Source organism: Pleomorphomonas oryzae DSM 16300 (genome assembly GCF_000422965.1).
GTDB classification, from domain to species: domain Bacteria; phylum Pseudomonadota; class Alphaproteobacteria; order Rhizobiales; family Pleomorphomonadaceae; genus Pleomorphomonas; species Pleomorphomonas oryzae.
Map to the genome: position 1 here is coordinate 28868 of NZ_AUHB01000020.1, position 14499 is coordinate 43366.

At 64.1% G+C, this 14499-nt stretch carries 15 protein-coding genes; 6 read left to right on the forward strand and 9 right to left on the reverse strand.

Annotation, left to right across the window (positions count from 1 at the left end):
* On the forward strand, positions 1-597 hold the full coding sequence (locus G522_RS29270) for a virion core protein, T7 gp14 family (protein WP_051229127.1): 597 nt from the start codon (positions 1-3) through the stop codon (positions 595-597).
* Between the two features lie 110 nt (positions 598-707).
* The gene (locus tag G522_RS28335; protein WP_051229129.1) at positions 708-1238 is read left to right on the forward strand and encodes a virion core protein, T7 gp14 family; all 531 of its coding nucleotides are present in this window, start codon (positions 708-710) and stop codon (positions 1236-1238) included.
* A 50-nt stretch (positions 1239-1288) separates the two neighbouring features.
* On the opposite strand, the gene G522_RS0122705 is transcribed toward G522_RS28335, so the two are convergent.
* The 4 genes from G522_RS0122705 to G522_RS0122720 form a co-directional block, all read right to left on the reverse strand.
* Positions 1289-1699: a hypothetical protein gene (locus G522_RS0122705; protein ID WP_169453587.1), complete on the reverse strand. Its 411-nt coding sequence runs from the start codon at positions 1697-1699 to the stop codon at positions 1289-1291.
* Positions 1700-1799: 100 nt separating this feature from the next.
* Positions 1800-1976 carry a hypothetical protein gene (locus tag G522_RS30165; RefSeq protein ID WP_156887027.1) on the reverse strand — a complete coding sequence of 59 codons (177 nt, stop codon included), beginning with the start codon at positions 1974-1976 and terminating at the stop codon, positions 1800-1802.
* Between the two features lie 380 nt (positions 1977-2356).
* Positions 2357-2707, reverse strand: a complete 351-nt coding sequence (locus tag G522_RS30325; RefSeq protein WP_026792988.1) for a hypothetical protein — start codon at positions 2705-2707, stop codon at positions 2357-2359.
* A gap of 150 nt (positions 2708-2857) precedes the next feature.
* Complete coding sequence (locus tag G522_RS0122720) at positions 2858-3586, reverse strand: NAD-dependent epimerase/dehydratase family protein (protein ID WP_026792989.1); 729 nt, start codon at positions 3584-3586, stop codon at positions 2858-2860.
* 80 nt (positions 3587-3666) lie between these two features.
* Between G522_RS0122720 and G522_RS0122725 the strand changes: the two genes are divergently transcribed.
* Both G522_RS0122725 and G522_RS0122730 read left to right on the forward strand, forming a co-directional pair.
* Positions 3667-4131: a MarR family winged helix-turn-helix transcriptional regulator gene (locus G522_RS0122725; protein WP_026792990.1), complete on the forward strand. Its 465-nt coding sequence runs from the start codon at positions 3667-3669 to the stop codon at positions 4129-4131.
* A gap of 297 nt (positions 4132-4428) precedes the next feature.
* Entirely contained in the window at positions 4429-5337 is a 909-nt protein-coding gene (locus G522_RS0122730; RefSeq protein ID WP_026792991.1) for an HNH endonuclease, read from the forward strand.
* 24 nt (positions 5338-5361) lie between these two features.
* Here G522_RS0122730 and G522_RS0122735 read toward each other — a convergent pair whose 3' ends face one another.
* A complete protein-coding gene (locus tag G522_RS0122735; protein WP_156887028.1) occupies positions 5362-5718 on the reverse strand; it encodes a hypothetical protein in 357 nt (118 codons plus the stop codon).
* A 289-nt stretch (positions 5719-6007) separates the two neighbouring features.
* On the reverse strand, positions 6008-6622 hold the full coding sequence (locus tag G522_RS0122740; RefSeq protein WP_026792993.1) for a TetR/AcrR family transcriptional regulator: 615 nt from the start codon (positions 6620-6622) through the stop codon (positions 6008-6010).
* A gap of 216 nt (positions 6623-6838) precedes the next feature.
* On the opposite strand from G522_RS0122740, the gene G522_RS0122745 reads away from it, so the two are divergent.
* Positions 6839-10237, forward strand: a complete 3399-nt coding sequence (locus tag G522_RS0122745) for an acyl-[ACP]--phospholipid O-acyltransferase (RefSeq protein ID WP_026792994.1) — start codon at positions 6839-6841, stop codon at positions 10235-10237.
* 247 nt (positions 10238-10484) lie between these two features.
* Here G522_RS0122745 and G522_RS0122750 read toward each other — a convergent pair whose 3' ends face one another.
* On the reverse strand, positions 10485-10826 hold the full coding sequence (locus tag G522_RS0122750) for a hypothetical protein (protein WP_026792995.1): 342 nt from the start codon (positions 10824-10826) through the stop codon (positions 10485-10487).
* A gap of 376 nt (positions 10827-11202) precedes the next feature.
* A complete protein-coding gene (locus tag G522_RS0122755) occupies positions 11203-11484 on the reverse strand; it encodes a hypothetical protein (protein WP_026792996.1) in 282 nt (93 codons plus the stop codon).
* A 269-nt stretch (positions 11485-11753) separates the two neighbouring features.
* On the opposite strand from G522_RS0122755, the gene G522_RS0122760 reads away from it, so the two are divergent.
* Positions 11754-13817, forward strand: a complete 2064-nt coding sequence (locus G522_RS0122760; protein WP_026792997.1) for a M15 family metallopeptidase domain-containing protein — start codon at positions 11754-11756, stop codon at positions 13815-13817.
* Here G522_RS0122760 and G522_RS0122765 read toward each other — a convergent pair.
* Positions 13814-14152, reverse strand: coding sequence for a hypothetical protein (locus tag G522_RS0122765; RefSeq protein ID WP_026792998.1), 339 nt, complete (start codon positions 14150-14152; stop codon positions 13814-13816). The two genes, G522_RS0122760 and G522_RS0122765, sit on opposite strands and share 4 nt — an antisense overlap.
* Positions 14153-14499: the final 347 nt, after the last annotated feature.

Sequence of the window (14499 nt, forward strand, 5' to 3'; positions counted from 1 at the left end):
ATGTGCGACATCGGAACCGCACTGATGATCGGCGGCGGCATCCTCAGCGGCGCCGGCCAGATTGCCAGCGCCAACGCCGAGGCCAAGGCCGCCAAGTATAATGCCGAGGTGCAGCGGCAGAACGCCATGCTGGCCGATCGCCAGGCCAAGAACACGCTCGAATCCGGCATGCGCGAGGAGCAGAAGCAGAAGGCGCTGACGCAGCAGCTGATGGCCAAGCAGCAGGCGAGTCAGGCGGCGAACGGCGTCGACGTGACGTTCGGCACGCCGCTCGATCTGATGGTGGACACCGCCAAGATGGGCGCAGTCGACGCGCTGACCATCCGCACCAACGCCTACCGGAATTACGATGACACCCGCAACCAGGCGGTCAGCTACCGCAATCAGGCCGCCCTCTACGACATGCAGGCCAAGAACGCCCGCACGGCGGGCGTGTTGGGTGCGTTCGGCACGATGGCCAGTGCGTTCGGCAGTGCCTATGCCAATGCGGCGAAGATGAATCCGAGCTCGGGTTCGAACCCCATTGCCAAGACTTCCCCGTACATGGGCGGAAAATCAATTTACGGCGATTACGAGCATCACTGGTGGCAGTCGTAACCAGAGCCTCTCGCTCGCCCATGACACGTCGCGGCGCTATGCCGTCTTGAGGCTGTTGCTTCAGGCGATAATAGCGCTCGCCATTCGATCTCTAGGGCTGAGGACATAATATGTGCGAACTCTCCACGGCTCTGATGATCGGCGGCGGTCTCCTGGGCGGGGCCGGCCAGATCACCAGCGCCAATGCCGAGGCCGAGGCCGCAAAGTACAGCGCCAATCAGGCGCGCAATAACGCCTTGATGGCCGACCGGCAGGCCCGGAACATCATCGATTCCGGCTCGCGCGAGGAGCAGAAGCAAAAAGCCCTGACTACCCAGCTGATGGCCAAGCAGCAGGCGGCCATGGCTGCCAACGGCGTCGACACCACCTTCGGCTCACCGCTGGACAAGATGGTGGGCACGGCCATGCAAGGCGCCGTGGACGCTTTGACCATCAAAACCACCACCTATCGGCAGGCCGATGACGTGCGCAACCAGGCGGTCAGCTATCGCAATCAGGCGTCGCTCCTCACCATGCAGGCCAAGAACAGCCGCACGGCGGGCATGCTCGGCGCCTTCGGCTCGATGGCCACCGCCTTCGGCAACGCCGCCGTCAACCACGCGAAGCTCAATCCGCCCCCTGGTGGCCCGACAACAGATTGATGCCGGCGATCCATGGAACGTCTCGCCGTGAGATAAGCCTCGGCCGCCGATCAGGTGGCCGGGGCCTTGTCGCCCTGCATACGCCTGCTCGGGGCATCGGCGGTGGGCATTCGGGCGGGCGCCTTGGCGCTTTTCCTATGCCGCAGCACGATGTCGACAGCGACCTGGTGCGGCGCGGTGAGTTTGGCCTCGAACATGATGCGCTCCCTGTCGCTCATGTTGCGCGTATAGGTTTCCTTCGAGGCCGCGTAATCGGCCGCGCACGGGCCCTCGACCAGCGCCGCGGCGATGGTTGACGCATCGGAGACGCGGTCATCCACCTTCGCCACGTTCTTGTCGAGGCAAGTGACGAATTTGGCGACGCTGGCCGACTGTTCCTGTTCGCTGGCCGGCGGCAGCCGCGGGGTCGTGGTACAGGCCGCCAACGCCAGAAAAACGGCCATGACGCCGACGGTCTTCAACAGGCTTGTTTGCATGGCTCATGGCTCCCAGCCCCACTCTATCCGCATCGACTATGGTGCCACGGGGGGCGATCCGAAACACCCTGCCGCACCCGCTGGCTCAGCGGGCCGCTCTGCCACTTATGATCTCGAGCTGGGCGATCGGGTAGGAGATGGGGTAGACATCGTCGTTGTAGGTTCCGCGCTTTCCGGGAGGTATGGCGCGCCGCAGGGCGTCGAGCACGGCGGCATTCTCCCTTGCACAGGGCCCGTCGGCGATCTTGATGGCAACGTCCATCGGGTCTGACCTGCCGTCGTCGAATTTCCCGCGGTTCCGTTGGACGCACGCCTTCAACTGCGCAACGCTTTCCGATTGTTCGGCTTGGCTGGGCGGACCGCGATCGGTGACGCAGCCCGACAGAACCAAAAGAAGCGAAACAATCCCGACCGCCTTCAACCGGCTTCTCTGCACGACAATCGTCCCTAGCGACTCTCTTCTTCGACTATGTCGCGTGAAAGGCGAGGCGACAATGGGATGCAACCGCGTTTGGAGTCGGGATGATTACGGCGGTCGTGTTGTCGGGAGCGCTATCTGAGCCGATCGTTTCATTCTGCCTGAGCCGGGGTAACCGCCGGCGACTTTATCTTCATATTGAGACACTAGGGCGTCCCGCACCTCTAGCGATTGCGTTTCCGCAAGAGATCGAGATCTCTGTCTATCTGTTTCATGAAATCGCCGGAGGACAAAAATTCTATCCGGTCTTCCTCAGTCAACCCTAGCGTGTAAATCGCGATTAATTTCTGGTAGTCTCGGTTGCAGTTTCCATCCCGTATGGAATCGCGTGTCTCAATTTCAGCAATTTCTTTGTCATATTTTTCTTTGACATCGTTTTTTACGCATAAACCGACTGCGATGAGACTAGCTAGCCTTTCTTCTTCTGTGGCTGGTGCGGACTCGATTGGCGTCCATCCTGCCAAAATAACAAGAATGGAGATGAGCCCGACGGTTCTTGCTAGACTTATTTGCACGACAAGGTCTCCCAGCCCGACTTGCCCAGCCGACTATGTCGTCTGCTGCGCGAGAAGACAATGGGACGCAACCTTGTTTGGCGCCGGAGGTGATGGGCGTCGCTGAGCCCACGGTTGCCAAACCGCGCCGTTCTGCCTGAGGGCGCCGAGCTATGAGTTGCTCCTCCAATCGGCCGACCAGGCGAGTTCCCGCCTCGCCTTGTCGCTCAGCACCGTGCCGTCGTCCTCGGCGATATTGTAGAGGCCGGGCGCGCCGCGGGTGACGGCGAGCGCCGCCGCCTTGGCCGCCGCGTCGACATGAATTGGCGCCTGGCCGTTCGCCGCATCGAAGCCGGTGCCCGGGCCGTAGAAGCGGCCGTAGCGCAGCACGAGGCCTTCGAGCGGGGCGGCCAGCACCTGGCTTTCCAGGCTGATGACGCCGCGCGCCGAAGTGCCGGCCGGGCCTTCCGCAGGGGTGACCAGCGGGTCGCCTTCCCCGTGTGGCAGGGGACCCTCGGCATAGACGAAGGCGATGCTCTGGGCGATGACGCGCCGGGCGCCGGCGACCACGGCGGCGGCGAGCAGATTGCGCGTTCCCTCGTCACGGATGCGGGCGTTGCGGACGAGCGCGGCGGCCATCAGCGCCGGATCGAGGCCGGGCGGCAGGTCGGTGAGCTGGTGGATGACCACCTCGGGCTTGGCGGCGAGAACCGCCGCCGTCAGCGCCGCCGCGTCGAACACATCGACGAGGACGGGATCGACACCGAGGGCGTGGAGATCGGCGAGTTTGTCCCGGGAGCGGGTGGTGCCGATGACCCGCCAGCCGTCGGCCACCAAGAGCGGTGCGAGGCGGCGGCCGACAGCGCCGCTGGCGCCGGCGAGAAAGATGGTTTTGGGCATCGAATGGTCTCCGGACGATGGCATGCCAGCGCCGTATGGGATATATCAGAGTACGAACAACATATCAGAGCTCTGATAATATGGGCAAGCGGTCCGACGAGGTTCAGTTACCCGAGGTGGGCGAGGGCAAGCGCGGCGAGGCAGGCCATCTCGGCTACCTCTTGCGGCAGGCGGCGGGGGCGTTCCGCCACCAGATGGACCGCGCCTTGGCCGATCTCGGCGTGACGCCGCCACAGTTCGCGGTGATGACCATGCTCGCCGCCTATCCCGGCATCTCCAACGCCGACATCGCCCGCCTCGCCCTGCTGACGCCGCAGACCGTCAGCGTGATCATCGCCAACCTCGAACGCGCCGGCGCGATCCAGAGAGCGCCGCATAGCGTGCATGGACGCATCCTGCAGATCGAGCTGACGGAGGCGGGAAGGAGCCAGCTCAAGGCCTGCCGAGAGCGGGTGGAGGGGCTGGAGCGGGAATTGGCAGAGGGGATGAGCGAGGTGGAGGAGGCGGTGGTCAGGGCGTGGCTGGTGAGGGTGGCGCGGGGGTGAGGGCGCTAAGGGAGCGCGATATCGACGGCTCGTTCCATTCTGCCTGAGGTCCTCGCCTACGCGAGGATGACGGGAGAATTATATTTGTGAAACAAGCTGGTAGCTTGTGCACGGCCTCCCATAAGGTGCCATCCTGTGCGAAGGCGCAGGACCTCATGACGAGAAATCGAGCGAGTGCTATCGGGCTCTCTCTGAAGGGCGGTGAACCACTTTCAGGTATGTCGCTCGTACGGAAGGCTAAGGCATTCTGCTTCGTTTCCGCATCCCCAGATTGGCGCGGCATGCTACGAAATCACCATGTCCTTCGGCGTGTTCATTCACCGCTTCGATTCGATCTATGACGACAGCCCGGCGGAGCGATACCAGTTCCCGGCGCAGTATCTCGGTCGCGTCAGCGCCTGCGTCGGCGATTGGATCGTCTATTACGAGCCGCGCAAGATCCGCGACACGCGGGGCTATTTCGCCGTTGCCCGCGTGGCCCGCGTCGTTCCGGATGCGGCATCGCCCGGCATGTATGTCGCGGAGATCGAGCCCGGCAGCTATCTCGATTTCGTCGGCCCGGTGCCCTTCTCCGATGAGGACGGGGTGATCGAGCGTGGCCTTCTCAACGAGGACGGCGGTATCTCCGGCCGTGCCCAGTCGGCGGTGAGGCCGATCAGCGCCACTGATTTCGACCGCATCCTGGCGCGCGGATTCCACGAGGCGCAGCCCGAACTGCCGCGTATCGGTCCGATGCTGGATGCCGATCTGGTCAGTTTTGGCGAAGGTTCGCAGGTTCCCTTCATCATGGAGCAGCCGCGCCTGCGCGTCGATCAGCTCACCTCTCGCATCGTTCGTGACCGACTGTTCCGGCGCGTGGTGCTCCGGGCCTATGACAAGCGGTGCGCCGTGACGGGCTTGAGGCTGATCAACGGCGGAGGGCGGGCCGAGGTGGACGCGGCGCACATTCGCCCCGTCGAGGCCAATGGTCCGGACATTCTGAGCAACGGCCTGGCGCTGTCCGGGACGGCGCACTGGATGTTCGATCGCGGCTTGATCGGCCTCGCTGACGACTTCAGGATCCTGGTGTCGCGGCACGTCAACGACCCCGACAGTGCGCGCGGCCTCATCAACGCCAGTGGGCACGCCATCGTTCCGCCACGCCCCTCGGACCGCCCCAGCCCGCATTTCCTGAAGTGGCACCGGGACAACGTGTTCAAGGTTTAGGCGGCGATCAAGCCAACTGCGGCCTTAGCCACCTTTCCGGCGCTGGAGGATGAGCTCCTTACCGGCCGCAATCGGCACCCTGTCAATGGCATCGCTGACAGCCTGAAGCCTTTCGGGAGGTATGTCGCGCAAATACACTTTCTTTGCGATGGCTTGTTCCCGCGCGCAGGGGCCTTTGGCAATGGCGGCGGCAATCTTGGCCGGATCTGTCACGCCGTCATCGAACTTGGGGATATTTCTCTCGAAGCATTCCGACACGCGCGCGACGCTTGCCGATTCTTCCGGCGTGCTTGTGTATGACGGGTGGGGCGTCGTGTTGCAGCCGGCCATTCCAACAAGAAGAGAGACAATGCCCATTATTTTCAAAGCGCGCGCGGTCACGATGAGAATTCCCCCAGCCCGATTTTATCAATAGCGACCATATCGCGCATGGTGCGAGTCAGCAATGGAATACAACCTCAATTGCCCGCTACGGTAGAGTTGAAAGAGAGCGTTTCCAGGCGAGCCTTATATCGGCGGCTCGCCCTATTCTGCCCGAGGTCCTCTGCCTGCGCAGAGGAAGACAATCTATAAAGACGCTATCCGACTGGCCCGCCCATATAAATCTGTCTTCCTCTGCGCAGGCAGAGGATCTCGGGACAAGAAGACGAAGGGTAGATATCGCGCTCTTCTATCCCCTCAGCCCCCGGCACGTCGCCCGCACCAGCCATTCGATCTGCCCTTCCAGCGCCGTCAGCGGCACCGCCACCAGTCTTTCCTCCAGCCCCAGGGTGACGATGCCGTGGACGGCGGCGAAGAGGGTGCGGGCGGCGAGGGTCTGGCGGGGCTCGTCCATGTTGGGGACGAGGAGGGCGAGGGGGGCGGCGACGTGGGGGAAGAGGCGGAGCTGGTCGTCGGCGGCCCAGGCGGGCAGGGCGGTTCCCTCGGCGAGGTGAAGTTCGAACAGGGTGCGCCATAACAGGAGGTTGTCGCGCGCGAAATGCAGGTAGGCGTGGGCGATGGCGACGAGGCGATTGACCGCGTCGTCCTTTGTCTCAAGCGGCAGCGCATCGGAGGTGGCGGTCAGCGCCTCGCCGAGGCGGCCGAGGGTGCGGGAGGAAACGCGCAGCAGGAGTTCGTCGAGATCGGCGACGATGTTGTAGAGGCCGCCCAAGGCGATGCCGATGTCGGCGGCAAGGTCGCGCGCCCTGAGGCTTGCCGCGCCCCCCTGGGCAATGCGGCGCTCGGCGGCGTCGATCAGGGCGGTGAGCTGGGCCTGGCGCCGTTCGGAGAGGGGGGCGTTCATGGTCGTTTGCCTCGTTCGTGCAGGATTTGAACGATGTTCATTTTTGCGTTGAACAGCGTTCAAATCTCTGCTATCGATATTCCATGAACGATGTTCATAGCACGGAGGCGAGGCGGGGTGAAGGGTGAGGACAGATGGTATCCCATCGGTCATTTGCGTTTCCCCTGCCGATCCGCTTCCCTGTCTCCCATGGCCGTTGCCCCCTCAGGAGGTCCCATGAGCAAGTCGCTCCTCATTCAGCGCCGGTTCGGGCCGCTGTTCCTCGTGCAGTTCTTCTCGGCCTTCAACGACAATTTCCTGAAGAACGCCCTGGTGTTCACCATCCTGTTCCAGATGGGCGTCGCCGGCGGCGAAGCGCTGGTGACGATCGCCACCGGCATATTGATGCTGCCCTTCATCTTCCTGTCGGGCCTCGGCGGGCAGCTCGCCGACCGCTATGACAAGGCGCGCGTCGCCGGCTGGCTGAAGCTCGTCGAGATCGCCATCGCCGGCCTGGCGGTGCTGGGGTTTGCCATCCAGTCGATCACCGTGCTGATGACGGCGCTGGTGCTGTTCGGGGTGATCTCCTCGCTGTTCGGGCCGATCAAATACGGCATCCTGCCCGACCTGCTGGCGCCTTCCGAGCTGCCGCGCGGCAACGCGCTGGTGGAAGGGGCGACCTTCATCGCCATTCTCACCGGCACTTATGCCGGCGGTTTTGCCACCGGCGCCCATGGCGGGCCCATCGTGTTCGGCATCGCCATGATGACGCTGGCCGTCGGCAGCTGGATCGCCGCGCTCTACGTGCCCAAGGTGGGCGCCGCCGCACCGGAGACGGTGGTCGATCCCAACGTTGCCCGCTCCACTGTGCGGCTGATCGGCGAACTCTGGACCGATGCGCGGCTCTGGCGCACCGGCGTGATGGTCAGCCTGTTCTGGCTATTCGGCGTGGTGGCGATGGCGCTGATGCCGACCTTCGTGAAAGACATTCTCGGCGGCCGCGAGGCGGCTGTGTCGGCCTATCTGACGGTGTTCGCGGTGTCGATCGCCGTGGGTTCGGCGCTGGGCGCCTGGCTGTCGGCCGGCCGCATCGTGCTGCTGCCGGTGCCGGTGGCCTCCGTCGCCATCGGCCTTGCGGCGCTCGATCTCGCCTGGACACTGTCCGGCCACGCCCCCGCGCCGGCCACCGATAGCCTTGCCGAATTCTTCGGCCACCCCGGGGCCATTCACGCGGCCATCGACCTCGCGGCGCTGGCGATTGCCGGCGGCGTGTTCATCGTGCCGTCGTTCGCCGCCGCCCAGCACTGGGCGCCGGTGGAGCGGCGCGCCCGGGTGGTCGGCGCCATCAATGCGTTGACGGCCCTGTTCATGGTGGCAGGCGCCGGCACGGTGGCGGTGGCGCAGGCGCTGGGTGCCACGGTGCCGATGGTGCTGGTGGCCCTCGGCCTGTTCGCCTTCGGTTCGGCCGTCTGGATCTTCAAGGTGCTGCCGACCAACCCGCTCAGCGACTTCGTCTCCATCCTGCTGCGCGCCGTGTTCCGCATGGAGGTGACCGGCCTCAAGAACGTGCCGCCGGCCGGCGAGGGCGCCATCGTGGCGCTCAATCACACGAGCTTCCTCGACGCGGTGGTCGCCGTCTCCCTGCTCGACCGCGACCCGGTGTTCGCCATCGACCACACCATCGCCGAGGCGTGGTGGGTGAAGCCCTTCCTGCGCTTTACCCGCGCCATGCCGCTTGACCCGACCAAGCCGCTGGCCACGCGCGCGCTGATCGCCGCCGCCAGGGACGGTGAGACGCTGATCATCTTCCCCGAGGGACGGATCACCGTCACCGGCACGCTGATGAAGGTCTATGACGGCGTCGGCCTGATCGCCGACAAGGCCGGCGTGCCCATCGTGCCGGTGCGCCTCGCGGGCCTGGAGTCGACGGTTTTCAGCCGGTTGAATTCGATGCAGGTGAAGCGCCGCTGGTTCCCCAAGGTGACGGTGACCATCACCGAGCCGGTGCGGCTGACGCTGCCCGAACCCCTCAAGGGCAAGCTGCGCCGGCAGGCGGCCGGCAACGCGCTCTACGGCATCATGTCGGACATGATGTTCCGCACCACCGACACCGACCTCACCATCTTCGAGGCGATGGTGGGTGCCGCCCGCCAGCATGGCGCCGGGCGCCGGGCGGTGAGCGATCCGGTGGGCGGCAAGCTCAGCTATCGTCGCATGCTGATGGGGGCGCGCATTCTCGGCCGCAAGCTCTCCCCGCTGGCCACGCCGGGCGAGACGGTGGCGCTGATGGTGCCCAACGCGGTGGGTGGCGCGGTGACCTTCCTCGGCCTGCAATCGGCAGGGCGGGTGCCGGCGATGATCAACTTCACGGCCGGCGCCGCCAACATCCTGGCCGCCTGCACGGCCTCCAAGGCCAAGGTGTTCGTCACCTCGCGCGTCTTCGTGGAGAAAGGGCGGCTGGAGCCGCTGATCGCCGCCATCGAGGGCAAGATCAGGATCGTCTGGCTGGAGGATGTCAGGGCCACGGTGACGCGGCTCGACAAGCTCGATGCCTTCCTCAACTGGCCGCACCGGCTGGTGAAGACCGGGCCGGACGATGCGGCGGCCATCCTGTTCACTTCGGGATCGGAGGGGACGCCGAAGGGCGTGGTGCTCAGCCATCGCAACATTCTCGCCAACGTGGCGCAGGTGGCGGCGCGCATCGACTTCTCGCGCACCGACACGGCCTTCAACGCGCTGCCGATCTTCCACTCGTTCGGCCTCAGCGCCGGGCTGATCCTGCCGCTGGTCTCCGGCGTGCCGGTGTTCCTCTACCCGACGCCGCTGCACTACCGGATCATCCCGGAGCTGGTCTACCAGACCAACGCCACCGTGCTGTTCGGCACCGACACCTTCCTCAACGGCTATGGCCGCATGGCGCACCCCTACGACTTCCGCTCACTGCGCCTGTTGGTGGCCGGCGCCGAGGCGGTGAAGGAGGCGACGCGCAAGCTCTACGCCGAGAAGTTCGGCCTGCGCATCTTCGAGGGCTATGGCGTGACCGAGACGGCGCCGGTGCTGGCGCTCAACACGCCGATGCACAACCGGGCCGGCACGGTGGGGCGCCTGCTGCCGGGCGTCGAGCACAAGCTGGAGGCGGTGGAGGGCATCGAAACAGGCGGACGCCTGCACGTGCGCGGGCCCAACGTGATGCTCGGCTATCTCCGGGTGGAGAACCCCGGCGTGCTCGAGGCGCCCGAGGGCGGCTGGCACGACACCGGCGACATCGTGGCGCTCGACGACGATGGCTTCGTCGCCATCAAGGGCCGCGCCAAGCGCTTCGCCAAGATCGGCGGCGAGATGGTGTCGCTGGCCGCCATCGATGCGCTGGCGACCCAGTGCTGGCCGGACGCGATGTCAGCCGCCGCCAGCGTGCCGGATGCCAGGAAGGGCGAGCGCATCATCCTGGCGACCGACAAGAAGGACGCCACTCGCGATGGCTTCATGGCGTTTGCGCGCGAGCGTGGGGCGACGGAGCTGATGATGCCGAGCGAGGTGCTGGTGGTGCCGGCGCTGCCGCTGCTTGGTTCGGGCAAGACGGACTTTGCGGGGCTGAACAAGCTGGTGAAGGAGAAGGTGGCGGTCGTGGCGGCGTAGTCGCCGGGAAGCTGCAGCTGAATCGATAGGGGCTCCGGGGCGCCTGATAGTGCCCTCGGAGCCCTCTCGTCCTGAGGTCTTCGCCTTCGTGAGGATGACAGGAAATTGATATAAAACAGATAATTACTGCCTAGCTCGCCGCTCCGGTTGCCGCCCTGATTTCACTGCCATCATGCTGTCATCCTAGCGGAGATCAGGACCTCAGGCAGGATAAAGCGAGCGGTTGATATAGGGTTTCTGACAGGAACTAGTGCATCATGTGCCCGACATAAGCGAGATAGTCCCAAATCAGCATGACGACGATGCCGGTTCCGAGCCCAGCCGTCGGCACCCCCGCTGGTCGGCTGAGCCGGATGATCGCGAAAAAGAGCAGCGAAATGAGGAACGGCAGCAGTACATATGCCAACTGGGCGCCGATGAAATGCGCTGTTCCGAAGCGATCGCTCGGATCTATGTGTTGCCCGGTTGCTATCGCTAGCACCACGCTTAGGGCGATAGACACGGCGAGCAGAATGAGGATGCACTTGCCCAGGCCGCTACCCTTTGACGCTGCGGCCTGCTGAGCCGCCTCTTGCGTACTATTCTGCATTTTCCATCCTCGTTTCGATCAGCGTTTGCCAACTCCGCCCGATCACAGGGCGAGTCGGTACCGGATTGCAACCTGATCTAGAGTCTCGGTGAATACTGAGGGGGGCGGACGCCGTCCACACCACCAGGGAACCCTCAAATCCTTGGCGTCGGACCGCTCGGGCGTCTTGGCGCGCGAGCGATGCGAGGACCAGATGCCCGTTGTACCGGGCTATGAATGCCCTGACAGCCGCCTCCATCCCAGCCTGAACCTTCGCAACAATACCCGCGCCACCGGCGAGCTGGCGCGGGAATAGCGGTCGTTTCGGCGGGCGCTGGCTTACGCAAGTCAGAACCTGCCGAACCGGCGTTCGGCTCGTGATCCGGCCTACTTGCCGTTACCGTCTTTTGAAGCCGCTGGCATAGGGATCGTAATTGTAGGTCGTTGAGCCGTGGCCGTAGGTGTATTCGGTGGTGGAGCCGTACATATTTTCGTGTGTCTGGGAATAGGGCACGCCGTTGCGATAGGTGGTGTAGCCGAAGCCGAGGTTTTGTTCGGTCACATAGGTGTTGCCGTGGGAATCCGTGCGGCAGGGGCTGGTGATCAGCGCGCAATCGGCATGGGCCGGCCCCGCCAGGAGCACGACCAGCGCGGCGAGCGAAAAAGTCTTTGAAGTCATGATGATCGTCCCATCGTGAGGGCGGGAATGCGTCTGCGGCTGAAATGGCCTTGCAAAGGTCGCCCCGCCGTGTTCTTTATATGTTCTATTCCGCTCGCTATCAATAGGCGAATTCTCTCGGTCTGCAATCTTTGGTAGAATTTGGTAAATGCCCGGGCTCCTGGGCAGGCGCTTCTCTCCACACCACCACGGAAACCCCAAATCCTTAGCGTCGGGCCGACAGCGTCGGACGGTTAAGCGTCCTGGCGCGCGAGCGATGCGAGGACCAGATGCCCGTTGTGCCAACCTATGAAGACCGAGGCATTCACCTCGATCCCGGCCTCAATTTCCGCGACAACATTCACGCCACCGGCGAGATGTTCGGCTCGCAGGTGGGCGAGGCGATGGGGAAGGCCGGGCAGGGCCTCGTCGACGTGGGCAAGGCGGTGGCCGAGGTGAAGGAGCTGGACGACACCAACACGGCAAAGGACAGCAGCAACAACACCCTGGGCGGCTTTCGCGACGCCACATATGGCAAGAACGGCTATATGAACACCACTGGCCGCGCGGCGGTGGAGGGGCTGGACGCCTACAGAAAGAACCTGTTGCAGTTGGCGCAGGATGGAGCCAAGGGTCTGTCGCCTCTGGCGGCAAGGAAATACTGGGACTCCACCAACGTATCGATCAACAGCCTGATGGACGAAGCCTACAAGCACGCCATGCAGGAGCGCAAAACCTGGACCGTCCAAACCAGCAAAGCGCGCGTCGATACGTTCCGTGAAAATGCTGCGGCGAGCTGGGGCACACCCAACGACGAGAAGCTGGACGTGATCGCTGCTTTCACGGAGTACCAGCACTTAGGGAACCTCCTGGATTGGAACAAGGATGATTTGGCGGCCCAATCGGCGGCTCTGATTTCGGACGTTCATGAGGATAAAATCCGCAGGAAGGCCGAGACCGATCCCAGTGGAGCCGAGGCCGATATCGAGACCAACGGGGATTTTCTGCTTCCGGAGGCCCGGGACAGGTTGAAGGCCACCGTCGGCAAGGCAGCTGACGATGAGAGGACGCTTCAAAGCGCCATGGCTTTCGCGGCCGGACCGCGGGTGCCGAGCGAAAGGCCGCCGACTCTTGGCACATCGGACGGAGCGCCGGCTGCGGGCCCGACGCGGCAGAAAGGCTTCCTGCTCCACCACACGGCCAGCACCAACGCTTCGGCGGTGCTCAACCTCGACAATCCCTTTGCCACCAACCTCGCCGCCATGATCGAGGATGCGCCGACCAAGGTCCGCGATGGCCTCAGCATCGCCTTTCGCAACGGTGCCGACACCATGCATGGCGAGGGGCGGGCGGTCGATCTCACCTACCATGGCGGCGGCATCGATCAGGCACCGGCCGACGTGCAAGACTGGCTGCGGCGCAACGCCGGTTCCTATGGCCTCAGCCTGCCGATCGGCGGGGGATCGGGCGGCTCGGTGGTGGCCAGCACCGACGGCGTGGCGGCGCGGGCGCTGCGGCCGTCGGCGGAAGCCATCGACAAGCACCTCAAAGCCATCGACGATCCGAGCCGGCGGGACATTGCCCGGCTGGCGATCATGACCACGTTGGCCCAGCAAAGCCAGCAGGAGCAGCAGCAGCAACAGGCGGCCAAGGCCGAGCTTTGGCGGCAGGTGGAGGCCGGTGCGGTGCCCGACGCGCTGCCCTACACCATCCGGCAGGCGGCCGGCAGCAGCTCCATGACGGTGGCGCGCAACTATGTCAGCAAGGCACAGTTCGCTCCCATCGTCAGCGACGATGTGCTGTTGCGCGACATGCGCCTGTTCGCCGCCGTGCGGCCGGAGGATTTCTCGCGGCTGAATCTCAACGACTATCGTGACCGCCTGGGAAAATCCGACCTCAAGGCGCTGGCCGAGACCCAGTCGACCATCGGCCAGGACAGCCGCAAGGCGCGCGATGAGGGCGCCGAGCTGAAAGATGCCTTCGACATGGCGAGGACGCGGCTGGTAAACGCCGGTGCGCTGCCGCCCAGCGGCGAGGAAACCGCCGACCAGCGCCAGTTGCTGGCCCAGGCGCAGAACGCCGTCTATACCGGCCTCGCCGACTTCAGGGCGGCCAACCCCAAGGCCCGGCCGACCCCATCCGACATCTACAAGTCGGTCGACCGGTTCGTCATGCCCTATTACCTGCCGCAACTGGGGCCGAGGCGCCCCAAGCCGAACGTCAAGCTCTCCGACATCTCACCGGATCTGCGCACGAGTATTACACAGCAGCTCGCCATGGAGCTCGACCGCAAGCCGACGGATGGCGAGGTGGCGCGGGAATATGCGGCGTTCAGGCAGTCGCAGTTCGTTTAGGAGGGCAGGGCGCCCGACAGTTCCAGGCTGGCCTCATGGTAGAGCATTGCACACCAGATCAGAGTGATGACGATACCCGTTACCAGCCCCGCTGTGGGTGTCTTGGTCTTCCGCACCATCCTGACGATGCCGAAGAAGATCAGCGCAGCTATGAACGAGGCTAACGCCTCACCCAGAAGCTGTCCGACCCATCGTCCATGGGCTCCTGGAAGGTAGCCCAGCTGATCGCCTCTATGGAGCTTAATCACGAGGTTGCCGACGAGTGAAATGATAAACAGGAGCGCGAGGCTTATTCTGAAACCCGTCTTTATCTGCGCGGGGCTATAGTCTTTCACTTCGGTTTGTCCTTTTGTTCGGAGCTTTTCGGCCGAAAGGCGTCATGAATCTGCGTCGCCAGTTCATATGACTCTGCTTCAATCCTTTGCTGCCCTTCGCTGCGCCTTGAAGGTCTGGCAAATCCGCTCGACCTTGCGCGGATCCTTTATCCTGTTCCTCTTACGTTCCTATATATGCCCCACCTGGGCGCGAGTCGGCAATCGGCCGCAATCTTTTCTAGAGTCGTGGTGAATACTGAGGAGGTGACCGGTCGGAGTTCCAGTGGCTCAGCTGATGCTGTGGGGGGATGGACCGCCGCAACCGATCACCATGGAAACCCTCAGGACTTAGCGTCAGGCCTGATCCT